The organism is Micromonospora sp. WMMD714 (assembly GCF_029581315.1).
GTDB lineage: Bacteria > Actinomycetota > Actinomycetes > Mycobacteriales > Micromonosporaceae > Micromonospora > Micromonospora rifamycinica.
Window position 1 is genome coordinate 5,435,162 of the sequence record NZ_CP120744.1, and the last position, 24,335, is coordinate 5,459,496.

Annotated in this window: 19 protein-coding genes and 3 pseudogenes; 14 read left to right on the plus strand and 8 right to left on the minus strand. The window is 69.2% G+C overall.

All coding sequences use genetic code 11. From position 1 onward, the window contains the following. Positions 1-102: 102 nt before the first annotated feature. Positions 103-432, plus strand: coding sequence for an acyl-CoA dehydrogenase family protein (locus O7625_RS23185; RefSeq protein ID WP_282341495.1), 330 nt, complete (start codon positions 103-105; stop codon positions 430-432). Here O7625_RS23185 and O7625_RS23190 read toward each other — a convergent pair. After that, positions 420-1,289 (minus strand): annotated as a pseudogene (locus O7625_RS23190) (IS3 family transposase); the annotation flags it as partial. The gene O7625_RS23185 and the pseudogene O7625_RS23190 sit on opposite strands and share 13 nt — an antisense overlap. A 118-nt stretch (positions 1,290-1,407) precedes the next feature. Between O7625_RS23190 and O7625_RS23195 the strand changes: the two are divergent. Beyond that, the gene (locus O7625_RS23195) at positions 1,408-2,652 is read left to right on the plus strand and encodes an IS256 family transposase (RefSeq protein WP_282341496.1); all 1,245 of its coding nucleotides are present in this window, start codon (positions 1,408-1,410) and stop codon (positions 2,650-2,652) included. Positions 2,653-2,733: 81 nt separating this feature from the next. Here O7625_RS23195 and O7625_RS23200 read toward each other — a convergent pair. Continuing rightward, positions 2,734-3,015: pseudogene (locus O7625_RS23200) on the minus strand (transposase); the annotation flags it as partial. Positions 3,016-3,219: 204 nt separating this feature from the next. Next, positions 3,220-3,411 (minus strand): hypothetical protein, encoded by a 192-nt coding sequence (locus O7625_RS23205; protein WP_282341497.1) that lies wholly within the window; start codon positions 3,409-3,411, stop codon positions 3,220-3,222. A gap of 258 nt (positions 3,412-3,669) precedes the next feature. Between O7625_RS23205 and O7625_RS23210 the strand changes: the two genes are divergently transcribed. Together O7625_RS23210 and O7625_RS23215 are read left to right on the plus strand one after the other, a co-directional pair. Continuing rightward, positions 3,670-4,008, plus strand: a complete 339-nt coding sequence (locus O7625_RS23210; RefSeq protein WP_282341500.1) for a hypothetical protein — start codon at positions 3,670-3,672, stop codon at positions 4,006-4,008. 90 nt (positions 4,009-4,098) lie between these two features. After that, positions 4,099-4,464, plus strand: coding sequence for a hypothetical protein (locus tag O7625_RS23215; RefSeq protein WP_282341502.1), 366 nt, complete (start codon positions 4,099-4,101; stop codon positions 4,462-4,464). Between the two features lie 37 nt (positions 4,465-4,501). Here the strand turns inward: O7625_RS23215 and O7625_RS23220 are convergent, their stop codons facing one another. Together O7625_RS23220 and O7625_RS23225 are read right to left on the minus strand one after the other, a co-directional pair. Further along, positions 4,502-5,398: an IS3 family transposase gene (locus O7625_RS23220; protein WP_282341504.1), complete on the minus strand. Its 897-nt coding sequence runs from the start codon at positions 5,396-5,398 to the stop codon at positions 4,502-4,504. After that, the gene (locus O7625_RS23225) at positions 5,395-5,718 is read right to left on the minus strand and encodes a transposase (RefSeq protein ID WP_282341506.1); all 324 of its coding nucleotides are present in this window, start codon (positions 5,716-5,718) and stop codon (positions 5,395-5,397) included. The genes O7625_RS23220 and O7625_RS23225 overlap by 4 nt, the downstream gene beginning before the upstream one ends. Between O7625_RS23225 and O7625_RS23230 the strand changes: the two genes are divergently transcribed. Next, positions 5,705-6,793, plus strand: a complete 1,089-nt coding sequence (locus tag O7625_RS23230; RefSeq protein WP_282341508.1) for a hypothetical protein — start codon at positions 5,705-5,707, stop codon at positions 6,791-6,793. The two genes, O7625_RS23225 and O7625_RS23230, sit on opposite strands and share 14 nt — an antisense overlap. Before the next feature lie 752 nt (positions 6,794-7,545). Continuing rightward, on the plus strand, positions 7,546-7,965 hold the full coding sequence (locus O7625_RS23235) for a hypothetical protein (protein ID WP_282341510.1): 420 nt from the start codon (positions 7,546-7,548) through the stop codon (positions 7,963-7,965). Between the two features lie 654 nt (positions 7,966-8,619). Here the strand turns inward: O7625_RS23235 and O7625_RS23240 are convergent. Further along, entirely contained in the window at positions 8,620-10,476 is a 1,857-nt protein-coding gene (locus O7625_RS23240) for a ribosome-inactivating family protein (RefSeq protein WP_282341512.1), read from the minus strand. Between the two features lie 297 nt (positions 10,477-10,773). On the opposite strand from O7625_RS23240, the pseudogene O7625_RS30300 reads away from it, so the two are divergent. The 5 genes and pseudogenes from O7625_RS30300 to O7625_RS23260 form a co-directional block, all read left to right on the plus strand. Continuing rightward, positions 10,774-10,857 (plus strand): annotated as a pseudogene (locus tag O7625_RS30300) (hypothetical protein); the annotation flags it as partial. A 174-nt stretch (positions 10,858-11,031) separates the two neighbouring features. Further along, entirely contained in the window at positions 11,032-12,270 is a 1,239-nt protein-coding gene (locus tag O7625_RS23245) for an RHS repeat-associated core domain-containing protein (RefSeq protein ID WP_348774023.1), read from the plus strand. A 2-nt stretch (positions 12,271-12,272) separates the two neighbouring features. Next, positions 12,273-12,614 carry a hypothetical protein gene (locus O7625_RS23250; RefSeq protein WP_282341516.1) on the plus strand — a complete coding sequence of 114 codons (342 nt, stop codon included), beginning with the start codon at positions 12,273-12,275 and terminating at the stop codon, positions 12,612-12,614. A 12-nt stretch (positions 12,615-12,626) separates the two neighbouring features. Next, positions 12,627-12,977 carry a hypothetical protein gene (locus tag O7625_RS23255; RefSeq protein WP_282341517.1) on the plus strand — a complete coding sequence of 117 codons (351 nt, stop codon included), beginning with the start codon at positions 12,627-12,629 and terminating at the stop codon, positions 12,975-12,977. A 307-nt stretch (positions 12,978-13,284) separates the two neighbouring features. After that, complete coding sequence (locus O7625_RS23260) at positions 13,285-14,274, plus strand: Dyp-type peroxidase (RefSeq protein WP_282341518.1); 990 nt, start codon at positions 13,285-13,287, stop codon at positions 14,272-14,274. Between the two features lie 320 nt (positions 14,275-14,594). Here O7625_RS23260 and O7625_RS23265 read toward each other — a convergent pair whose 3' ends face one another. Next, on the minus strand, positions 14,595-15,587 hold the full coding sequence (locus tag O7625_RS23265; protein WP_282341519.1) for a hypothetical protein: 993 nt from the start codon (positions 15,585-15,587) through the stop codon (positions 14,595-14,597). Positions 15,588-15,930: 343 nt separating this feature from the next. On the opposite strand from O7625_RS23265, the gene O7625_RS23270 reads away from it, so the two are divergent. Both O7625_RS23270 and O7625_RS23275 read left to right on the plus strand, forming a co-directional pair. Then, positions 15,931-18,708 carry a PQQ-dependent sugar dehydrogenase gene (locus O7625_RS23270; RefSeq protein WP_282341521.1) on the plus strand — a complete coding sequence of 926 codons (2,778 nt, stop codon included), beginning with the start codon at positions 15,931-15,933 and terminating at the stop codon, positions 18,706-18,708. Positions 18,709-18,774: 66 nt separating this feature from the next. Continuing rightward, positions 18,775-20,877, plus strand: a complete 2,103-nt coding sequence (locus O7625_RS23275) for a ThuA domain-containing protein (RefSeq protein ID WP_282341523.1) — start codon at positions 18,775-18,777, stop codon at positions 20,875-20,877. A 326-nt stretch (positions 20,878-21,203) separates the two neighbouring features. Here O7625_RS23275 and O7625_RS23280 read toward each other — a convergent pair whose 3' ends face one another. Then, on the minus strand, positions 21,204-21,941 hold the full coding sequence (locus O7625_RS23280) for a DUF2071 domain-containing protein (RefSeq protein ID WP_282341525.1): 738 nt from the start codon (positions 21,939-21,941) through the stop codon (positions 21,204-21,206). Positions 21,942-22,311: 370 nt separating this feature from the next. On the opposite strand from O7625_RS23280, the gene O7625_RS23285 reads away from it, so the two are divergent. After that, positions 22,312-24,327: a phage tail sheath C-terminal domain-containing protein gene (locus O7625_RS23285; RefSeq protein WP_282341527.1), complete on the plus strand. Its 2,016-nt coding sequence runs from the start codon at positions 22,312-22,314 to the stop codon at positions 24,325-24,327. Positions 24,328-24,335 lie beyond the last annotated feature (8 nt).

Genomic DNA, 24,335 nt, shown 5'->3' on the forward strand with positions numbered 1-24,335 from the left:
AGCGTTGGGCACCGCCGCGGGGGTACACACCCTGGTCGCCGAAGCCCTGACCGCCAAGACCCGGATCGGGCTGCTGCCCCGGGTACGGGACACAACGCCCTGGTGGCGCTCGGCCGCACTCACGCCGAAATCACCGCCGCGCTATTGGCCGCGCTCACCACCAGCCGCCTGTCCACCGACGCGCACCCACATACCGACTTCGCCGCATGGGTGGGCAAGGCCGCTGGCGTCGACACTGCCGTACGGGCCGTCGCGGACGTCGCACCGCTGATCGGCGCGGCAGGACTCCAGCGGGCACACCCCGTCGCCAAGGCCCGTAACGACCTGACCGGGCTGCTGCACGCCGACGGTATCCACGACAGCTTTACCGCTCCGGGGGCGTCACCCGGGTCTGCTGCACCGATAGGTGACAGTTTCAGTCACGCGGCCTGACTGGCCGGTGGGGTCATGATGGTCTCGTACTCGATAGGGGTCAAGCGGGACAGGGATCGTTGGCGTCGACGGCGGTGGTAAGTCCGTTCGATCCAGGTCACGATCGCGGTCCTCAGCTGCTGCCGGGTCGTCCAGGTTCGGCGGTCGAGGACGTTGTTCTGCAGCAGGCCGAAGAAGGATTCCATGGCGGCGTTGTCGCCGGCGGCGCCGACTCTGCCCATCGACCCGATCATGTGATGGTGGTGGAGGGCGTGGACGAACTTCCGGCTGCGGAACTGCGACCCGCGGTCGGTGTGCAGCACGCAGCCGGCCACGTCACCCCGGCGGGCTACGGCGTTGTCCAGGGCGTTGACGGCCAGCCTCGACGTCATCCGTGAGTCGATGGAGTAGCCGACGATCCGCCTCGACCACACGTCCTTGATCGCACACAGGTAGAGCTTGCCGTCGGCGGTGCGGTGTTCGGTGATGTCGGCCAGCCACAACCGGTTCGGACCGTCGGCGGTGAAGTCCCGGCAGACCAGGTCGTCGTGCACCGCCGGCCCGACCTTGCGACCCTTGCCGCGCCGCTTGCGCTTGCCGAACGCGCTCCACCAGCCGTTGTCCGAGCAGATCCGCCACCCGGTGCGATCAGCCATCGCCTGCCCGGCTGCTCGGGCCTCGTCGACCAGGAACCGGTAGCCGAACTCCGGATCGTCGCGGTGGGCGTCCACCAAAGCGTTCGCCCGGTGAGCCGCAGCCAGTTCGGCGTCGCCGATGGGCTGGGCGAGCCACCGGTAGTAGGGCTGACGAGCGATGTTCAGTACCCGGCACGTCACCGCGACGGGGATACCGTCGGCGGCCAGCTCGCTCACGAGCGGGTCGCGTCCACGGGAGTGGTGTACGACTTGCCCGTGATGGGCGTGTTGCGTAGATGAGAGACGGCCACCGCGCGATCCTTCGAGACGGCTAAGTCCGAGTGAAGGAGAGTGATGCGCGATGGCCGCATCTGAGAGTGTGAACCCTGTTGAGCTGCTGTGCGAGCAGATCGCGGGCGCGTCGCCGGATGTGTTGCAGGCGATGATCAAGACGTTCGCGCAGGCGCTGATGTCTGCCGAAGCTGATGCGATCTGCGGTGCCGGCTATGGACAGCGCAGCGACGAGCGGGTCAACTCGCGCAACGGATACCGGCAGCGCGAGTGGGACACCCGGGCTGGCACGATCGACTTGGCGGTGCCGAAGCTGCGGCACGGCAGCTACTTCCCGGACTGGCTACTGACGCATCGTCGGCGGGCCGAGCAGGCTCTGGTCTCGGTGGTGGCCACGAGTTACCTGCTCGGGGTGTCGACACGGCGGGTGGAGAAGCTCGTCGAGCAGCTCGGTGTCCGTCAGTTGTCCAAGTCGCAGGTCTCGGAGATGTCCACGCACCTGGACGCGCAGGTCGAGGCGTTTCGCAACCGGCCCTTGGACGCCGCCCACTACACGTTCGTGTGGATGGACGCGCTGACAATGAAGACCCGTGAACACGGACGGACCGTCAACGTCCACGCCCTGATCGCGGTCGGGGTCAACGCCGACGGCCAACGCGAAGTCCTCGGTCTGGACGTCGCCTCCGACGAGGACGGCGCCGGATGGCTGGCGTTCCTGCGCTCGTTGACCGCCCGCGGTCTGTCCGGTGTCCGCCTGGTCATCTCCGACGCCCACGCCGGCCTCGTCGCTGCGATCGGCGCCGCCCTGCCAGGAGCCGCATGGCAACGATGCCGCACCCACTACCTGCGCAACCTGCTCACCAAAGTCCCGAAGTCCGCGCAGCCATGGATCGCTACCCTCGTCCGCACGATCTTCGACCAGCCCGACGCCGACGCCGTCCACGCCCAGTACCGGCGGGTCGTGACCACGATCGAAGCGAAGTTCCCGGCCGCCGCCGAGCACCTCGACACCGCCCGCGACGACCTCCTCGCGTTCACCGGCTTCCCCCGTGAGATCTGGCGTCAGATCTGGTCGAACAACCCGCAGGAACGCCTGAACAAGGAGATCCGCCGCCGCACCGACGTCGTCGGGATCTTCCCCAACCGGCCAGCGATCATCCGCCTCGTCGGCGCGGTCCTGGCCGAACAGACCGACGAATGGACCGAAGGCCGCCGCTACATGAGCCTGGAACTCCTCGCCAAAGCCCGCCTGATCACCCTCGACACCAGCCAACACGACACCGACCACACCGACCCCGCCCCGATCGCCGCATAACATCAGACCGGATCACGCGATGGCCGTCTCTTACACCACCAGCGCGGACGTGACCCACGAGCGGGTAGAGCCTTTTCCCGGCAGGTTCGCCTGCGACAGGTACGCCGCGGCCCGCCGCAGGACCTCGTTCTCCTGTTCGAGGAGCTTGATCCGCTTGCGGGCCTCGCGTAGCTCGGCTGACTCGCCACCGGTCGTGCCGGGCTTCGCGCCAGCGTCGATGTCGGCTTGGCGCAGCCACTTGAACAACGTCATCGGGTGGACCCCGAAGTCCTTCGCGATCTGCTCGACGGTCACGCCCGGATCACGGTCACGGGCCACCCGCACGACATCATCGCGGAACTCTCGGGGGTAAGGCTTGGGCACAGCGACATCCTTCCAGCCCGCCCGCAGGGCAAGCCATCTCAGATGTCACCCATCGGTGCAGCAGACCCCCCTCCTGACCGAACCGGCCGCCCACGTCGCGCCCACCAGGCCCGGCACCACAGCCGCACACCGCTACGACACAGCGGCCTGAACACAGAGGTGGCGCGCTCCCTTCTCACCGAGGAAGCGCGCCGCCGACACACCTCAGTGCGCGCGGAAGCCGTTCTCCAGGTCGAACATCGTGCCCTCGGCCTTGGCGCGCAGCGCAGCGACGACCCGACGTGCCAGCAGCTCCGACATCCGCTCCCGGATCTGCCCTTCGGCGCACCAGGCCCAGCTGCACAGCTCGTCCGGCGGCAGGTGGAGGTGGGCGAGGTCGCGTCCGGCAGCGGCCATTGTTGTACCGGCAGAAGGGGAGCCTTACTGGATTCCGGCACCGAGAACGACGACGAGATTGATCTCTGAACTCGGTCCGACTGCGTACGGGGGATGGCGCAGGTCCGACGCGGGATCAGCCATCCGGATAGAGCGGCAAGCGCCCCGATTGACACAATTCCGGTGTCCCGCTGTCAATCGACGATCCACGCCGATCATGACCGGCACGGCGGGCAGGGCGGTGATGCCGCCGTTGCCGCATCGGTCCATGATGGTGTGATGACGCATGGTAGTCGGCTGCGCGGGTGGGTGGTGGCGTTCGCCGTCGGGGTGCTGGTCGTGGGGCTGGGTGGGTTCCTGGTGGTCCAGGGTCTCGACAAGGCCGACAAGTGGGCCAGTGTGTTCGGGGTGTTCGTCGGCCTGTCGGGGGTGGCGCTGTCGGTGGCCGGTGGGCTCCGTGCTCGTCAGCGGGCCGACGGGCAGTCGGTGACCGGCTCGACGATCGGTGGTGGGGTGGGCGGTGTGGCAGGTGACCCATATGCCGACCCCGGTTGCCGGGCCGCGCCGGTGTCGCGGGTCGCGTTGCCCGGTGGCGCAGTGCTGGCGGTGGTGGACTAAGCCGACCGGTGGCCAGCCTCCGCGCTGCTCGCTCTGCTTACCCAGCTGCGGGATCTACACGCCCGGGCGGGAACCCGGGTGCGGGTGTTGATGCTGGCACGGTCTGACGGCTACTGGTGGCCGGCACTGGCCGACCGGGCCGACAGCACCCTCGGCGTCGAGGTGGACCAGTTCGCTTTGCCCGCGCTGGCCGCCGACAGTGTCGTCGATGACCGGCCGGGTCTGTTCGCCGCTGCCGCGCACCGGTTCGCGGTCGTCCTGGGGGTGGCGGCTCCTGCTGAGGGCTGGTCGGTGCCGGATCTGGCCGGAGACGGGTTCGCGCAGGTCCTGGCCGTACACATGGCGGCCCTGGCCGTGGTGGACGCGGCCGGGCGCGGCGATGTGCTGCCCGGTGGCCCGGATGCGGTGTTGTCGTATCTGCTGGGTCGGGGACAGGCGTACTGGCCGTGGGCTTGACCCGTTTCGACGGACAGGGTCGGTGTGTTGATGTTAGTTAGGCGGCTTGGGCGATCGGTAGCGGTTGCGAGCTGGTGGTCTCGAAGGCCGCAGGGCTGAGGTAGCCGAGGGTTGAGTGTCGGCGGCGGGTGTTATACCAGCCTTCGATGTATTCGAATATGGCCTGGCGGGCGGCTTGGTGGGTGGGCCAGGCCTGGCGGTGCAGGAGTTCGGTTTTGATGGTGGCGAAGAACGATTCGGCGACTGCGTTGTCCCAGCACTGTCCGCGCCGGCCGACGGAGAGGCGGATGTCGTGACGGTGTGCGAGGCGGGCGTGCTGGGCGCTGACGTATTGGGTGCCGCGGTCGGAATGAAACACCAGCCCGGGCTCGGGTCGGCGGCGTGCGAGAGCGTCGGCGAGGGCGGCGTCGACCAGGTCGGTCTTCAGGTGGTCGGCCACGGCCCAGCCGATGACCCGGCGTGAGGCGAGACCGATGACGGTGGCCAGGTAGAGCCAGCCCTGCCACGTGTTGATGTAGGTGATGTCGCCGCACCAGCGGGTATCGATGACGCCAGGATCAACACGGAAGTCGCGGCCGACCAGGTCAGGCCGGAGCCCGGCGGCCGGATCCGGGATTGTGGTCGTGCGCCAGCGGCGTGGGCTCTTGCCGGCGAGTCCGGCGGTGCGCATCAGCCGGGCGACGCGTTTGCGTCCGTGCCGTAGCCCCAGCTCGGTGAGGTCAGCGTGGATCCGCGGCGCCCCGTAGGTGCCCTTCGACCGTTCGTGCAGCACGGTGATCTTGTCGGTGAGCCGGGCATCGACCCGCTCGCGCTGCGACTGGGCGCCGGTCTTCTGCTGGTAGTAGGCGGATCGGGAGACCTCGAGCAGTTCGCAGGCACGTTTGACGTTGTGCTTGCCGGCCTGCTCCGCGGCGATGAACGGGAAGACGTTCACCGGGTCTCCTTCGCGAAGAAAGCCGTCGCCCGTTTGAGCACATCGACGTCTTCGCGCAGCCTGCGGTTCTCTTTGCGCAGCTGCGCGAGTTCGGCCCGGTCGTCGGTGCTCAGCCCGTCGGCGCGCACGCCGGTGTCGAGTTCGGCCTGCTTGACCCACTCACGCACTGCCGTCTCGGTCAGGTCAAAGTCCTGGCTGACCTGCCGCAGCGTGCGGTCACCACGCTGACACAACTCGACGATCTCGGCCTTGAACTCCGGCGTGAACGAACGCCGAGGCCGCGGCCGCTTCTTCCCCATGCTCTCCATGATGATGGACATCCTCCCGGAGACCCCAGGTCCCCTGATCTCGGATGTCCGTCAAAACGGGGCAGGCCCACCGCAGCTACACACCCGAACCGAGGCACCGGTGCAGACCCCGCCAAGGGTGATGCACCGGGCCGTCGTCGCGGCGACCCTGACCGGCGCCCGACCCCGCAGCGTGGCCCGCCAGGCCCTGACCGACGCCGGGTTCACCGACACCGGCCCGGCTGCGGATCGGCTCATCGACGACCACAGCGCCTGCTACCTCGCGTCGGACACCCGGACCGTGTTCGAGCCGCTGCACCCCGACCGGCTCGGCGAAGACCTCATCGCCCTGTCCACCCCCGGCCACCACAGCAGCCGTTTGGCGCGGGACTGGACTTCCGAGGCGATCACCGCTTTGCTCACCACGAGTACCACACCACCGGCCTGCACCAGGACCGCGATCACCGTGCTGGACGAGACCGCACACCGCTGGCCCCACCTGGCCACCACCGTGCTCTACCCCCTCATCCGGAAACACCCACAGCTGGCGATCACCGCAGGCGGAGCAACCCTGACCCGACTGGCCAGCATCCCCGACATCGACCTGACGATCCTGGAGACCCTCGAACCCCTACTCCCGGTCGACCGGTACATCGACCTCGACATCGCCGCCGCCGCCATCACCCACCACCGTCTCACCCACACCACCGACCCCGCACAGCAAGCCCACCTACACGCCAACCACGCCTGGCGCCTCGCCAACGCCGGCCAACGACAACAGGCTCTGGCACCAGCAGAGGAAGCCGTCCGCATCCGACGCCGCCTCGCCGAGGCGGACCCCGACGCCCACCTACCCAACCTCGCCACGTTGCTATGGGCGTACGCATGGGTCTGTGTGAACGGGCAGACCAACCTGCCGCAGGCCTTGGAGACCGTCACCGAGGCCATCAATCTCTACCAGCCCCTCGCCGAGCAGCTACCCCAGAGGTTCGGTGGACACCTGTCCTCGGCACGCCAGACGCTCGCCTACGTCCTTGACGGACTCGGCCGGAGTGAGGAGGCGGCAGATCTACGCAGGCTGCTCGACGAGGGAACCAGCGGTCCGTAGACCGGAAGCAAGACGACGCGCCACCTCAGCGCGCCACCCTGGGGCCTGCCCGACGGGCGGGCTGCTCGCTGATCGTTTGCCGATCGTCTGGTAGAGCACTACCACCGCCCGTCCGGCACCCACGGTGGCGCCCCCTACGCGGGCTGGACCGGTGGCGACGGAAACGGCCACCCCGCCGACAGGCGGCCTGCGGCTCGGCCAGCAGACCGCGATCGACCCGCCGGGGAAACGGTCAAGCCAGCGTGACCGTAACCGCGGCGGAGCTGTCCCCGCCGGCCGCCGGCCGGGAGAACCTGGTCGTCACCGTCGACATCAGGCTGCTGAAGGCCGGGAAACCGGACAACGGAGGACCCGAGAACCTCATCTTCCGGGACAAACCCAGGCCACCCACCCGACACAGGCCAGCACCCAGGTCGCCGCACCCCAACTGGCGTCCACGGCCTTCACCACGGCCGGGCAGGCGTCACACGGCCGCGTCCACTTCGACGCGCCGACCCGGACGGCCAACGGCGGCCACGTCCAACTCGTGACCGGCAAGCTCGTGCACGCCATGTGGCGGATCGGAAAGCAGCGGCCCGCAGGATAGGCCGGCGTGCAGCGGTAGCGACCGAAGCGACCTCCAAGTCATTGATGAATGACAATGTTTTAGTCACGCTGTGATTGCCTACAGTGACACTGTGCTGCGAGAATCGGACCCATCGACGGCAACCGCCGCCGGGTCGGTACCGCACCAGTCCGGGAGAGTCGACGTCATGGTTCGTGGGTCCCTCCGCACTCTGCTGATCACCGCCGCCGTCTCCGCAGCAGGCCTGACCGTGGCCCCGCCCGCGCAGGCCGCCCCCGCGCCACCGGTCCGGCAGATCACCACCACCGCACAGATCACGGTGACCAGCTTCTACGCCCTCTCCGACCGGGAGATCCAGGTGAACGGGACGGCGACCTGCACCCAGCCCACCGGCACCGCCCACATGCTCTCCACCGTGGTGCAGCTGATGCCGTTCCGGCTCGGCGCGGGCGGAGTGGACGTGCCCTGCGCGGCCGGGCCGGTCGCCTGGCAGGTCACCGTCTATGTCGCCGAGGGCTGGGACCCCTTCCGGGAGGTCACGGTGAACGGCCTGATGACCGACGACCACGGTGGCTCCGCGTCGATCTCCGTCAACGGTTGGGCATAGCCGGCAACCGTCTCCGCGCGGCCCCGGGCCGTTGACCGCTTCAGACGCCAGCCGACGGCACCGCCAGTCGGCGTGCCCGGCGCAGGAAGCGGTGGGACGGCTCAGCACCGGTCGGTGTCGCGTCGGCGTCGAGCGGGCTGCAGATCGGCTCGGGTGCCCACCGAGTCTGAGCAGCGCCTCCCGTAGGTCGAGGGGCGGTTAGCCGCTCTTCACGCCGCCGACCCTCGCCGACCGGCATCCGGTGTTGATCAGCCGGGAGAAATCTGGCCGTCCATGGGGAGAACCCTGGCCATCAGCGGGGCAGCGATGGCCGCCTACGGGGATCATGCACTGGCCGTGAACATTCATCGCCGCGATTGACGCTGTCCCAGCCTCGCCGGGTAGCTGCGGATGTCGATGCTAGTCGCGGGGCAGGCTGGATGAGCGCACCTGCTGTCTCGTATCTGGGGAGGACACGGTGCCCGCGGGCAGATACGCGGCGGCCGAAACGCCCCCAGCCGGGGTTCAAGGGGCCGTCGGTTCGCATCCGGCCGTCCCGACAGACCAAAGCCCTGAACAGGGTAAACCCTGGTCAGGGCTTCGCGTTTGTCTATGGGGTTCTGAACCGGTGGCACTCCGGTTACTGGCAGCACCACGCCTCGGCGCGCTGTGTGTTCAGAGTTCGTCGTGGCTGACGAGAATTCGGAAGAGTTGGTAGATCAGACTTACCCGGCCCACAGCTGTGCCAAGGATCAGCTTTCCATTCTTTCCGCAGGCGACGCCTGGGCCGGCGATCTGGTCGTCGGCGTTGCCGGCACCGTCCTCGTCCTTGACGTCGAACTTCAGGCAGGGTGCGGAGGTCTGCGGCCGACCCCCGAATTCGATTTTCTCGACATAGACCTGGGTGTAGTAGTCAAGTTCCCGCGCGTCGTCCGGGTCGACAGACCAGACCGTGTCGCCAGCCGTGGTGGTGGCGCCGGGCTCCTCCAGTGTGATGGCGCCGTACGGCTCGGGCCCTTCGCCGGCGTCACCGGGCTGGGTGAAGCTGATCTGGTTGGTGACGACGTAGAAGTCCCGGTGGTAGTCGACGCACTGGGAGTACAAGGTCTGGTTGGTGCAGTCGAAGACCTGGTTCACCTCGTAGTCGATGGTGACAGTGCCCTCTGGTCCCCACAGCGTCCAGGTGCCGTCGACCCCGCACTCCTCCTCCGGATTCGGCAGCTCCCATTCTGGGGTCAGCCTGTCGTCCGCGCCGCTGCTGTCCTGGTCGTAGACCCGCCCGGAGAAGCAGACCTGCCCGCTGAGCCCGGTGAAGATGTGGTCGTAGTTGATCGTCGCGGCACCGACGGTTTCCGTCGAGTCGGCGTCGACACTCCAGAAGCGGCTCCATTGGTGGGTACGTTTCGGGTCTCTGGGGGTGTAGCCGTAGCTGACGTCGAGATAGCCGTACGGCTCGGGATCCCCACCGGCGTCGCCAGGGTTGGCGAAGGTGACGCTCTTGACGGTCACGGCATAGGTGTTCGGGGTGAACGCACAGTCGGCCGGATCCCCTTCCACAGTTTCACTCCGGCTGGCCGTCAACACCTCCGGCGGCATGTCGTCACAGCCGCGGGCGATAGTCAGGACGTCCTGCGCGTCGCGCTGCGAGTCGAAGCGCAACGTGCCAACAGTGAACGGGTCGACACCGCCATAGTCCTGGGGCACCATGTCGTCCTCGTCGGACAGCGCGACGGTCCCGTGGTAGGCGAGTCGGGACAACTCCGTCCAGTTGACCTGGATGGCGATCAGGTCGGCACCAAGTGGTGCCGGCGTGGTCCAGCTTGCGGCGACGGCCTGCGCTATCGGCGTGAAGCGCGCTGCTTCGGCGAGCATCTGGATCACCAGCAGCAGTGCTTTGGCCTCCTCGTTGTCCGGGGTGGCACTGCCTTCCGACAGGACGTCGATCGCGGCGCCAAGCGGCGCTCGCCCAAGCCGCAGGTTCTTGCGCTGCACACCCGCCACCCGCTGGAGATCTTTGTAGCTGCCGCCGTAGGACATCTCGTACGAGGCGAGCAGACCTGGCGGTCGGTAGGCGTTGGAGCGGTTGTTACGGTCGTTGAAGTACGAGTAGACGCCATCGGATGGCCGGTAATAGCCGACCAGGTAAAGGTCGTCGCGGCTGAAGACGAGGTGAATGCTCTCGCCGCCGTGCGCCACCTCGATCGCGAAGATCTCCGCACTGCCGTACTCTGTCATGCCAATGGCTGAGCCGGGAATCAGGCGGTCGGCGAAGTAGGCGCTGATGACGTTCAACCATATCCGATAGTCGGCGGTGGTGGATTGATCGAGCCTAAATTCCGGTATCTCGGAGGCGAGGGCCGGGCGGATGGGTGCGACCAGCGACACTGTTGCCAGCAGGGCTGCCATCATGACCACCGAGACAAGCGCTCGCAGCCAGGCCAGCGGAGCACGACCGACTGAACAGATTCCCATAGACACCTCTCCATCTCGAACTGTCGGCGGCAGCTTATTGCTCGACAAGCCCTGTTCCACGCGGCTATCCGACAGCATTACTGTCGGAAGGCCACATAGGCGATGATGCCTGCATTGGCAGAAGTGTCTGCTCCTTGCCAGGTGCTGGTTGCCACTCAGGCAACCTTCGGTCCAACGACAAGAGCCAGGACTTCGGCCACCAGGGACGGCGGGAGACCCGGGCGTCGCTCATCGATCAACTTCGGAACGGCGCCTTGGCCCCAGAGACCCGCAGACACCTACGACACCGCCGGCCGGCTGCGGACCGTCACCGATGTCGCGGGCAAGGTCACCACCTACGGGTAAGACGCCAACAGGCGATTGACCACCATCACCGACCCACGCGGCATCGCCTACCTGACCAACGTGTACGACAGTGCCGGTCGGGTGCAACGCCAGACGCTGGCCGATGGAGCGGTCTACGAGTTCGACTACACCACAGACACCAATGGGCGGATCACCGAGACCAGGGTCACCGATCCGAACGACCGGGTCCGCCGGGTCACGTTCAACAGCGCCGGATATCCGATCACCGAGGTCGCCGCGCACGGCACCGCCAAGGCGCAGGCCAAGAGCATGGAACGGGACGCCGTCACCAACCGGGTCACCGCCCTGGTCGATCAACGCAGCCGGCGCACCACCTTCGGCTACGACTACAACGACGCCGACCAGCTCACCTCGTTGGACGGCACCACCTACAGCTACGACAACGAGGGCAACCTCACCGGCGACGGAGCGACCACCTACAGCTGGAACGCCCGAGGACAGCTCGCTTCGTTGGCGCGTACCGGAATGTCGGCGAGCTTCAGTTACGACGGCCTGGGCCGACGCACGACACGCACGGTCAACGGTTCGGTGACCCGCTACCTGTACGACGGGGACACCGCCGTACAGGAACTGGACGCGACCGGGCCGAAGGCCAACCTGATGACCGGCGGCACCGACGTCCACTACGCCCGGAGCGACGCCACGGGCGAGCACGACGTGCTCACCGATGCGCTCGGAAGCGTGGTGGGGTTGACCCAGGGATCCGGGCCGGTCGCCATCAGCTACACCTACGAGCCGTTCGGTACGACCAGCAGCAGTGGCGCGGCAAGCGACAACACCGTGCAGTACACCGCCCGGGAGAACGACGGGACCGGGCTGTATTACCAGCGTGCCCGGTACTACCACCCGGCGCTGTCCCGATTCATCAGCCAGGACCCGATCGGCCACGCCGGTGGCGGCAACCTGTACGCCTACGCCGCGAACAGCACGGTGAATTACACCGATCCCACCGGCCACATGCCGTTCCTGGTGCTTATCGCCGGCGCGTTCCTGATCGGCGCGGTGGTCGACGGCGGGATCAGCTACGGAACCCAACGGCTGTCCGGCCGGAAGGTGGACTGGGGCTGGAACGGTGTGGCCGGGGATGCCGTCCTCGGCGGCTTCCTCAGTGCGGCTACCGCCGGGTTCGGCAAGGGTTTCACGCTGGTCGACGATGTGTACGACATCACCAAGCTCTGCCGGTGGAACAGCTTCACCCCGGACACCCGGGTGCTGATGGCCGACGGCAGCACGAAACCCATCGGCGAGGTCGCCGTCGGGGACGAGGTGCTGGCTACCGACCCGGAAACGGGCGTGACCGGTCCGCGCAAGGTCACCGACCTGATCAGCGGTGACGGCGAGAAGGACCTGGTTGACCTGACCATCGACGGCGAGGTGGTGACCGCTACCGCCGGGCACCCGTTCTACGACGCCGCCGACCGTCGCTGGACCGATGCGGATGCCCTCACCGCTGGGGACGGATTGCGCTCCCGGCCGGTGGCACCGTAGAGGTGGGCGGGGTCCGCCGGCACGGCGCCGTCGAGCAGCCGGTGTTCAACCTGACTGTTGCGGGCCTGCACACGTACTATGTGCTGGCCGGCGACACCCCGGTGCTCGTGCACAATGCGTGTGGTCGGAATATTTCAACTCGACCGTCCCAGATCGCGGATCGTTTGGGGTACACCACCCCGCAGATCAAGGACGCAATCCATGCTGTCAAACGGGACGGTCTTCCTCGCGGCGGTCCAAAGCGGAACCCGGACGTGGTGGTCGACCTTGATAGCGGCGAGGTCTATGTCAAGATGCCCAACGGCGAACCAAGCGAGGACTCCATTGGCAACATTTTCGATTAGTTGGATAACTAGGTGAGCGAAGAATCGTGGGCGCGGGTCAGCCTGCGGATCACCAGTTCAACGATGACCAGTGATGAAATTGCCACGATGCTGGGCAGACGTAGCGCGGCTCCCCCTGGTCGTCCGTGGGCCACGGACCTGACGGAGGACAGTCAGGTCGGCCTCGCGGACCAGTTGACAACGGTGAAGGAGTTCCTGCGCGATCGACTCGACGTGCTGGAAAACCTACGGGAGTGCGACATGGATCTGACCATCGGCTGGACCCCCCGCGCTCCGCAGGACGGGATCGCGCTGGATATCGAGATGGTGACCCTGCTCTATCGCGTCAGATGTGCGGTACTGCTGGACACGTATCTCGACTGATGACGCGCCTGATCGTCGTGCCGAACACCGGTGGGCTGGCATAGGAGGAGATGACGTGCGAGAGGGAACGGAAGCTGTGTACGGGAAACACCCGACCATCGACCTGGCCGGTCGGGTGGTGCCGCGGCGGGAGGTGTTGACCGGGACGGTTGCGGTCGGTGCCGCCACGCTGCTCGCCGGGTGCAGCGTCGACTCGGCTCCCCGTGCCGACGCGACGCCCGGTGCCCCGCCAACCCCGGTCGTCCCACCGGGCACGGCAACCTCGGCGGCCGGTGCCAGCCCGCCGGCCGCCGCCCATCCACCGGGTGTGCTCACCGCCCCGCCAGCTTCCGCCCGGTTCACCGCCTTCGACGTGCGGATCCCCGATCGGACCGCCCTGACCGTCCTGCTCCGCGACTTGGGTGAATTGGCCGACACGGTCAACGGCCGTGCCTCCGGACGGGCCAGTGTGACGGTGGGGTTCGGCGTGTCGTTGTTCGACAGCAGGTTCGGTCTGGCCACCCTCCGACCAGGCGGCCTCCGGCTTATGGACAGCTTTCCCAACGATGCGCTCGACCCGGAGCAATGCCACGGCGACCTTCTGGTGCAGGTCTGCGCGGACGGGCCGGAAACTGTCGCCCGGATAGGACGGGACCTGTTAGCCGCAGGTGGCGGCGGGTTGCGGTCCCGCTGGTCGATCGACGGCTTCCGATCGGAGAATCAGACCAGTGGTTCCGGTGCGTTCGTCGACCGGAACCTGTTCGGTTTCCGCGACGGTGCCGGCAACCCTCGGGTCAACGACGCTGATCTGATGGACCGCCTAGTCTGGGCGGGTGCCGGGGAACCCGGATGGGCGGTCGGCGGGACGTACCAGGTGATCAGGCTCGTCCGGTTCGCCACCGCGTTATGGGACGTCGAGCCAGTGGGCCGGCAAGAGGAGGTATTCGGTCGGAGCAAGGCGACCGGCGCTCCACTGGGTCGCCAGCGTGAGGACGACGAACCCGACTACGCCCAGGATCCGGATGGCATGGTGATCCGGCTCGACGCGCACATCCGGCGGGCGAACCCGCGTACCCCGCAGACCGAGGACAGCCGAATCCTGCGCCGCGGGTACGCCTACCGGCGGACGGGCGTAGCGGGCGAGGGACATCCCGATGAGGGGCTGGTCTTCGTATGCTTCCAAGCGGACCTGGACCGGGGCTTCGTCAGTGTGCAGCGGCGGCTCGCCGGTGAGGCGCTGGACAAGTACGTGCTGACCTTCGGTGGTGGTTACTTCTTCGTCCCCCCCAGCCGGGCCCGGGTCGATTTTGTGAGGTGAAGGGTCAGCCGGTTAGCCGGCGGACGCTGTTGCGTTGGCGGAGACCGTACCGCGTCAGCGGGCACTGGTCAGGTCGCATGGGCGAGTTCCGAGAACGTTTCCTCGCCCTGCCATGAACCACCCCGAAGGTCACCCACAGAATGGATACCGTCAGAGTGTCCTGGAGGATGACCTTGGGGCCTGGGTCGTAGGGCCACGCCGGGCTCCGCTCGCGATCGGGACAACTCTCCAGCCTGGCGATGTTCAAGCAGATGACGTTACGTAGCGGTCGGAGGCGGCGACCGACCGGGCGGGGCGGTGCCTCATCGTCTCGGACGTCATCACACCGTTGTGCCGGCCCAGTAGTCCCGGTCGGGCAGGAGAACCCAGTGGTCGGCGGGACCGGTGACGCATCGGACGTCTACCGGGCGCAGGCCCACGAACGCGCACGCGTATGCGGGGGCCTGCAGCGGGTAGAGGTAGCTGAGCAGGACCATCTGGCTGGTGTCGGTGTTCCACGCGGGACCACCAGGGTGCAGGTCCCAGCCGATCGTCTTCCCACCGCGGTAGATGCTGCCCTGGTCGCCGCTCTTCGGGTTCGCGTACAGGCCGTAGGCGACGGTGTCGGCGGACAGCAGCCGACCGACCAACGGTGTCTGCGGCTGGTATCCCCACGGCTGGGTGACCACGCAGCCGCCGGGCACGTCGGTGACGCCAACGAGCAGCAGGTCGTTCATCTCCGCGAGCCAACCCCAGTCACCTGGCTCGGGCTCCTCCTCGACATCGATGTCGTAGTGGGCGAGCAGTTCCTCCTCGGCCGTCGGGGTGCCGTCGAGCCGGCTGATCGCCTCGCTCGCGTCGATCCCCGCCACGCAGAGAAGCCCGGTCCCGTCGTAGTAGTCGACCTGCAACCGGTCCCCCAGCTCACCGGCCAACGCGACAGCTTCCCGCTCGGCCGGGCTCAGCTCGACACCGGCAGGGACGGCGCCGAACAGGTCGGGTTCGGGGCCGGCGAGGCCCAGCCGGCCGGGTGACCATCCGGTCATCATCGGCCGCCACGGGTCCGCACCGGCGGCCGCCAGCACCCGGGCGTTGTCGTGCCGCCGCGAGTGGACCGCCAACCACAGCGGGGACCGGCCGCCGGACAGGACGTCGACGTCGGGCGCTGCCGCGGCCATCGCCGCCACCACCGCGGGTGGCGAGTGCTCCGCCGCGACGTGCAGGGCCGGGTCGTGCCCGAGCAGCGCGCAGGGGTCGGCTCCCGCCGCCAGACGAGCCCGTACCTCGTCCTCGCCGCCACCACCCCACAACGACAGTCCATCCCAGCCCGTCACGTCCTGTCCTTCCGTCGCCTGCCGACGCCGGCGACGGTAGACGACGCCTCCGACATCGACGGCGGGGACTTTTCGCGATTCAAGTGAAAGTCCGCCGTGCTTCGACAGAAGGTATGGACAGCGGGATTGAAACAGCTTAATGTCTCCGCCATCACGAAAGTGTTTCAGCGAGGTGAACCGGCGGCGCGGTGACCCATCGCTCCCTCCCCCGCTACGGCATCCGGCGCGACGGCGCGCGCCCCGCCCTGGCAAACGCAGGTCAGGAAGGGACGGACAGCCAGTGTCCTCACACGATGGCGCAATCGGCCGGCGAACGGCGTCGGTCAGCTCCGCACTGCTCCTCATGGCCACGGCCGGGTTGGTCGCCCTCGCCAACCCGGTCCCCGCCCAGGCCCACACCATCAACCCCACCGACTTCCAGCAGGTCACCCTGGCCAAGGGGGAACCCGAGGTCGGCGAGCCCATGACCATCGCGGTGCTGCCCGACCGGTCGGTGTTGCACACCGCCCGTAACGGCACGCTGCGGCGCACCGACGCGGCCGGCACCACCACCGTGGTGGGCACGGTCCCCGTCTACACCCACGACGAGGAGGGCCTGCAGGGCGTCGGGGTGGACCCGAACTTCGCCACCAACCGGCACGTCTACCTGTACTACGCCCCGCCGCTGTCCACCCCCGCCGGGGACGCCCCGGCCACCGGCACGGACTTCTCCGCCTGGCAGGGCGTGAACCGGCTGTCCCGGTTCACCCTCAACGCCAACTGGACGCTGAACACGTCCAGCCAGGTCACCATCCTGGACGTGCCGGCCGACCGGGGCATCTGCTGCCACGTCGGCGGGGACATCGACTTCGACGCAGCCGGGAACCTGTACCTGTCGACCGGGGACGACAGCAACCCGTTCGACTCCGCCGGGTACGCGCCGATCGACGAGCGGACCAACCGTAATCCCGCGTACGACGCGCAGCGCAGCGCGGCCAACAGCAACGACCTGCGCGGCAAGATCCTGCGGATCAGGGTGAACGCGGACGGGAGTTACTCGATCCCGGCCGGGAACATGTTCGCCCCGGGCACCGCGCGGACCCGTCCGGAGATCTACGCGATGGGGTTCCGCAACCCGTTCCGGATGAGCGTGGACCGGGCCACCGGGGTCGTCTACGTCGGCGACTACGGCCCGGACGCCGGCACCACCGGCCCGCGCGGCCCCAGCGGGCAGGTCGAGTTCAACCGGGTGACCGGGCCGGGCAACTACGGCTGGCCGTACTGCACGGGCAGCAACACCGCCACCGAGACGTACGCGGAGTGGGACTTCGCCGCCGGCACCGCGGGGGCCAAGTACAACTGCACCGGCGGGCCGACCAACAACTCGTTCCGCAACACCGGCCTGCCCACCCTGCCCGGGGCGCAGCCGGCCTGGATCCGGTACGCCGGTGACGCCGGCAGCCCGGCGGAGTTCGGTGGCGGCTCCGAGTCGCCGATGGCCGGCCCGGTCTACCGCTACAGCGCGTCGAACCCGTCCACCACGAAGTTCCCGCAGTCCTTCGACGGCCAGTTCTTCGCCACCGAGCTGGGCCGGGGCTGGATCAAGCCCGTCCACGTCAACGCCGACGGCTCCCGGGGCGCCATCGACGCGTCGTTCCCCTGGAACGGCAAGCAGGTGATGGACTCCGCGTTCGGCCCGGACGGCGCGCTGTACGTCCTCGACTACGGCACCGGCTACTTCAACGGTGACGCCAACTCGGCGCTGTACCGGTACGACTACGTCGGCGGTGGCAACCGCGCGCCGACGGCAGCAGCCGCCGCCGACAGGACCTCCGGGGCGGCCCCGCTGACGGTGACCTTCTCGTCGGCCGGGTCGTCGGACCCGGAGGGCGGAGCGTTGACCTACTCGTGGGCGTTCGGTGACGGCACCACCTCCACGGCGGCCAACCCCAGCAAGACGTTCACCGCCAACGGCACCTACAACGTCACCCTGACCGTCCGGGATCCGCAGGGCGCGACCGGTACCGCCAGCGTGCAGATCGGCGTCGGCAACACCGCCCCGACGGTCACCATCACCGGCCCGGCGAACGGCTCGCTCTTCTCCTACGGCGACACGGTGCCGTTCAGCATCACCGTCACCGACCCGGAGGACGGCACCATCGACTGCGCCCGGGTCAGGATGACCTACGTGCTCGGCCACGACCAGCACGGTCACCAGATCACCGCCAAGAACGGCTGCTCCGGCACGATCACCATCCCGGTCGACGGCGAGCACGACGACGCGGCGAACATCTTCGCGGTCTTCGACGCCGAGTACACCGACACCGGTGGGCTGACCACCCACCGGCAGCACACCCTCCAGCCGCGCAAGCGCCAGGCCGAGCACTTCAAGACCTCGTCCGGGATCACCGTCTACGACAAGACCCCCGCCGAGGGCGGCAAGACCGTCGGCAGCATCGACAACGGCGACTGGATCGCGTTCGAGCCGTACCGGCTGGACAAGGCCACCTCGTTCAGCGCCCGGGTCTCCTCCAACGGTGTCGGCGGCACCCTCCAGGTGCGGACGGGTTCGCCCACCGGCACCGTGTTGGGCCAGGCGACCGTCCCGGTCACCGGCGGCTGGGAGACCTTCACCACCGTCACCGGTGCGCTCTCCGGTGCGCCGGCCAGCACCGGCACGCTCTACCTCACCTTCGCCGGGGGCACCGGGGCGCTGTTCGACCTCGACGCGTTCACGTTCGTCACCGGCGGCACCACCGGGGGCAACGGGCCGATCGTCGGGCTCGGCGGCAAGTGCCTGGACGTCCGCAACGCCGCGACCGCCGACGGCACCCAGATCCAGATCTACACCTGCAACGGCACCGCCGCCCAGACCTGGTCGGTCACCCCGAACAGCACCGTCAGAGCACTGGGTAAGTGCCTGGACATCTCCGGCGGCGGCACCGCCGACGGCACGAAGATCCAACTCTGGACCTGCAACGGCACCGCGGCGCAGAACTGGTCCGCCCAGACCGACGGCACCCTGCGCAACCCGCAGTCCGGCAAGTGCCTCGACGTGTCCGACAACAGCGCCACCGACGGCCAGGCCGTCCACCTCTGGACCTGCCTGTCCGCCGCCAACCAGAAGTGGACCCTGCCGTAACCGGCCCGCCGGGGCACCCTCGGGATGCCCCGGCACCACCCTCCTCCACCCGTCCGGGAGAGTGACATGCGCAGACTCCTTCGATCCGTCCTCGGCGCGGTGACCGCCGCCGCCGCGGTTCTCGCCGTCCCGACGCCGGCCGGTGCGGCCGACGCCCCGTACGACGTGCTGGTCTTCTCCAAGACCGCCGGGTTCCGGCACGACTCGATCGCCGTCGGTATCCAGGCGATCCGGGAACTCGGCACCGCGAACAGTTTCACCGTGACCGCGACCGAGGACGCGTCCCGGTTCACCACCGCGAACCTGGCCCCGTACGAGGCGGTGGTCTTCCTCAACACCACCGGTGACGTCCTGGACGCCGCACAGCAGTCCGCCTTCGAGTCGTACGTCAACGGCGGCGGCGGGTACGTCGGCGTCCACGCCGCCGCCGACACCGAGTACGGCTGGTCCTACTACGGCAGCCTGGTGGGTGGCTACTTCGCCTCGCACCCGGCCATCCAGCAGGCGAACGTCCGCGTCGAGAACCGGGCGCACCCGGCCACCGGCCACCTGCCGCAGACCTGGACCCGCACCGACGAGTGGTACAACTACCAGACCAATCCGCGCGCGGGCGCCCGGGTGCTCGCCACCCTGGACGAGTCGTCGTACTCGGGCGGCTCGATGGGCGGCGACCATCCGATCTCCTGGTGCAAGACGGTCAGCTCCGGTCGGTCGTTCTACACCGGCCTCGGGCACACCCAGGAGTCGTACGCCGAGGCGGCGTTCCGCAGCCACCTGCTCGGCGGCATCCGCTACGCGGCGGGACGGGCGAAAGCCGACTGCCGCCCGGAGACCGGCTACGGCACCCTCTACAACGGGTCCACCACCGGCTGGTCGCAGGCCGGTCCGGGCAGCTTCGGCAACGCCGACGCCACCCTCACCTCAATCGGCGGCATGGGCCTGTACTGGTACAGCGCCAGGCAGTTCACCAACTACTCGCTGAAGCTGGACTGGCGGATGGCCGGCGACGACAACTCGGGCGTCTTCATCGGCTTCCCGCCGTCGACCGACCCCTGGTCGGCGGTGGACAACGGGTACGAGATCCAGATCGACGCCACCGACGCCGCCGACCGTACCACCGGAGCGGTCTACACCTTCCAGTCCGCCGACCTGGCCGCCCGGGACGCCGCCCTGAACCCGCCGGGAGAATGGAACACCTACGAACTGCTGGTCGAGGGGGAACGCCTCCAGGTCCTCCTCAACGGGCGGAAGATCAACGACTTCACCAACACCGACCCGGCCCGCTCGCTCGCCGGCCACATCGGGCTGCAGAACCACGGTACGGGCGACGACGTGTCGTTCCGCAACGTCCGGATCAAGGAGCTGGGCGGCACCACCACCGTGCAGGCCGAGGCGTTCGGCTCGGCCAACGGGGTCAGCGCGTTCACCAAGGCCGGGGCCAACGGCGGGCAGACCCTCGGCTACGTCGACCCGGGCGACTGGGCCGCCTACCCCGGGCTCGACCTGACCGGGGTCACCTCGCTGCGGGCCCGGGTGGTCTCCGGTGGCTCGGGCGGCACCATCGGCATCCGGACCGGCTCGGCCACCGGCCCGCTGCTCGGCCAGGTGACGGTGCCCAACACCGGAGGCTGGAGCACGTACGCCGACGTCAGCACCACCCTGACCGGGGTGCCCACCGGCACACGGACCGTGTACCTGACCTTCACCGGATCCGGGACCGGCCTGTTCGACGTGGACGACTTCACCCTCGTCCGGGGCGGCGGCACCCCGGGCACCCCGGGCACCCCGGGAACCGGGCCGATCGTCGGGCTTGGCGGCAAGTGCCTCGACGTCCGCAACGCCGCCACCGCCGACGGTACCCAGATCCAGATCTGGACCTGCAACGGCAGCGCCGCCCAGACCTGGTCGGTCACCCCGAACAGCACCGTGAAGGCACTGGGCAAGTGTCTGGACATCTCCGGCGGGGGTTCCGCCGACGGCACGAAGATCCAACTCTGGACGTGCAACGGCAGCGGCGCGCAGAACTGGTCGGCGCAGGCCGACGGCACCCTGCGCAACCCGCAGTCGGGCAAGTGCCTGGACGTGTCGAACAACAGCGCCACCGACGGCCAGGCCGTCCACCTCTGGACCTGCCTGTCCGCCGCCAACCAGAAATGGACCCTGCCCTGACCCGGTAGGCGGACCAGCCGTGCCCCCGCTACCGGTCCGGCAGCGGGGGCACGGCCGGTCTTCCGGGCCGGGCCGCCTCCGTACCCGCTGGGAGGTCCACGACGACATCCACGGACCCTTCCTCACCCTGGCCTGCGTCATCATCCGCTGGCGCCGACTCCAACGCTCAAGGGACCGTACGAATTACGTGACACTCCCCCGCTGCCCGGCTGGGACCGCGTCCTCCACGAAGCCACCCCCAGGGCGCTGACCTACCGCGAGCTGGGGATCCGCCTGACCTACCCGGCCGACGGCACGAACGGTGTCCGTTCCGGCAGCCACCGGGATCACGTGCTCACCGGTGTCGGAGGACCGAACCGGACCGGCACGCCGGGCGAGTACAGCACGCTGACCGGTGGCCCGGTCGGCGTCGGTAGTCCGCCCGCGGTGACCAGGTCGTCGTCGAGGTGCAGCAGCTCGGCCCGGTGCAACGGCCACTGCGGATGCCAGTTCGGCAGGTGCAGGGTGCGTCCGTAGGCCCGGGTGTGCAGGCCCCACCGGGCGGTGAGGAAGTGCTCCAGCGGGGTCGGCCGGTGGATCGGCGCACCGACCCGGACCACCATCCGGCTGGTCGTGCCGGCCGGCCCCGGCCAGCGTCGACGGCACCGGTAGCTGCGCAGGTCACCGTCGTGGTCCAGCCGCATCGCCGACCACAGGTACGGCAGTCCCAGGGTGATCCGGGCGACCAGCACCGGGATCAGCCGGGACGCGTCGAGGGAGCGGAACACCACGGCCCGCCGCCCGGCCTGGTCGACCGAGTAGAGCCGCACGTTGGTCTCCCAGAACGTCCCCAGGTACGGGACGGCCGGTCCCCGGGCGAGCCCGACGCCGACCATCCGGAAGCCGATCAGTCCGACGTAGCTGGTGCCGTCGAGGGTGTCGGGGCGGGTGCCGGCCGGCAGCAGCGGCGCGACGAGGTCCGGGTCGACCGCCCAGTGCAGGAGGGTCAGGTCGGCCCAACGCTGGCGCAGCAGCGTCCGGGGGAACGTCTGGACGGGTGCGGGGTCGACCGGCTCGATCTGCACGCATCCCATCCTCCTCTGCCGCTCCGGCCGGTCGGACGGGTCGCCGGGGGGCGGTCGGACGGGCGGCCGGGGTCGGACGGGTCGGACGGGCCGTTTCCCGGGCGGCGGCGGACGACGGATCCAGCCGGCCGGGCGGAAATTGGCTTGCCGCGTCGGCGGAGGGCACCGCGGCTGTCGGCGGGCACCTCACGACGTGGCCACCCGCGACAGCCGGGGTGCCGGACCGGTCCGGTGCATCGATGTCCGACCGGGACGGGGTGGTCGGGGATGTCGGGTAGTTGACGCGGCGTAGTCGGGTGTCCGCTAGAGGCGGGTGCGGTGTGAGCGGAGGGTGACATCAGCCGACCCGCCACTGCGAGACGAGGTAGTCATGCCCGTCACTCCGAGCTATCCCGGCGTGTACATCGAGGAAGTCGCGAGTTCCGTCCGCCCCACCATCGGGGTGGCGACCGGGGTGACCGCCTTCGTGGGGTACGTCCGGACCGGACCCGAGCACCGAGCCGTCCGGGTGAACACCTTCGGCGAGTTCGAACGCCGGTTCGGTGGGGTCGACCGGGACTCCGAACTCAGCCTGGCCGTGCAGCAGTTCTTCCGCAACGGTGGGTCCGCCGCCCTGGTCGTGCGGGTGCCCCGGGCCGATGCCCGGGCCGCCTCGGTGACCCTGCTCGACAAGGTCGGCGCGGGGGCGAAGTCCGCGCTGCTGCTGGACGCGGCGAGCACCGGTGCGTGGGGCAGCGGACTGCTCGTCGACGTCGACCACGACGGTGCCGCCGACGCCACCTCCTTCAACCTGAGCGTCGCCGACACCGCCACCGGCGGGACCGAACGGTTCACCGGGCTGTCCGCCGACCCGACCAGCGCCGCGTACGCGGTGGCCCTGCTCAACGACCCGGACCGGGGTTCGGCGCTGGTCCGGGCGCGGGGCGGGGCCGCCGGGGCGGGCCGGCCGGTGCCCAGCGGCACGGTCGGCGCGGCGCTCGGCACGCCCACGGTGGACGTCGCGAAGAACTACCGGCTCACCGTGCAACCGGACCGGCCCACCAAACCGGACCCGAACGACCCCACCAAGACCGTGCCGGCGGTCGCCCCGGTGACCGTCACCGTGCTGGAGAAGGGCGAGCGGCTGCCGTCCTCCCCTGCCGGGGTCGCCGCGCTGCTGCAACGGAAGGTCAACACGGCGCTCGGCGCCGCCGACGGCGCGGCCGGCCTGCGGGTCCGGGTGGTCCCCACCGCCGCCGGCGGGCTGCGCCTGCTCGGCGACGTGGACCCGGTGGTCGCCCCGGCAGCCGTGGACGCCGCCTTCACCGTCGCGGGGGTCGCCCCCGCCGGTGACGTCGCCGACGGCGCGGCCCTGCTGGGCCTGTCCGGTGCCACCACCAACGTGGGCCGGTTCAGCCCGGTGGGCGCCAAGCGGCTCGGCCAGGGCGACCTGGTCACCGGCTCCGACGGCACCACGCTGCCCGGCACCGCCGCGCTGATCGGCAGCGAGGCGGCCTACTCCGGAATCTACGCGCTACTCAAGACCGACCTGTTCAACCTGCTCTGCATCCCCGACGCCACCCGCGCCCGGCACGGCGACCCCGCCGCGATCGACAGCGGGCTCAACCCGGGGGCGGTCTGGTCGGCCGCCTACGACGTCTGCGAACGCCGCCGGGCGATCCTGCTGGTCGACCCGCCGCCCGGGGTGGACGACCCGGACCGCGCGCTGGACTGGATCAACCAGCTCGGGGTCCGGGGCCCCAACGCGGTGGCCCACTTCCCCCGGCTGCGGATCCCCGACCCCACCGACGGGTTCCGGCCCCGCACCGTCGCCCCCGGCGGTACCCTCGCCGGCCTGTACGCCCGCCAGGACACCGAACGCGGGGTGTGGAAGGCACCGGCCGGCACCGAGGCGCAGTTACGCGGGGTGACCAGCCTGGTCTATCCGCTGACCGACGCCGAGAACGGGGTGCTCAACCCGCTGGGGCTGAACTGCCTGCGCACCTTCCCGGTGATCGGCACTGTCAACTGGGGCGCCCGCACCACCGCCGGTGCGGACGTGCTGGCCAGCCAGTGGAAGTACACCCCGGTCCGGCGGCTCGCGCTCTACATCGAGGAGAGCGTCTTCCGGGGCACCCAGTGGGCCGTCTTCGAGCCGAACGACGAGCCGCTGTGGTCCCAGCTCCGGCTGAACCTGACGTCGTTCATGCAGGACCTGTTCCGCAAGGGCGCGTTCGCCGGGCGCACGCCGCGCGAGGCGTACCTGGTGCGGTGCGACGCGGAGACCACCACCAGCGACGACCGGGACCGCGGCGTGGTCAACGTGGTCGTCGGGTTCGCCCCGCTCAAACCCGCCGAGTTCGTGATCGTGCGGATCCAGCAGCTCGCCGGCCAGAGTCCGTCCTGAGAGGTGTG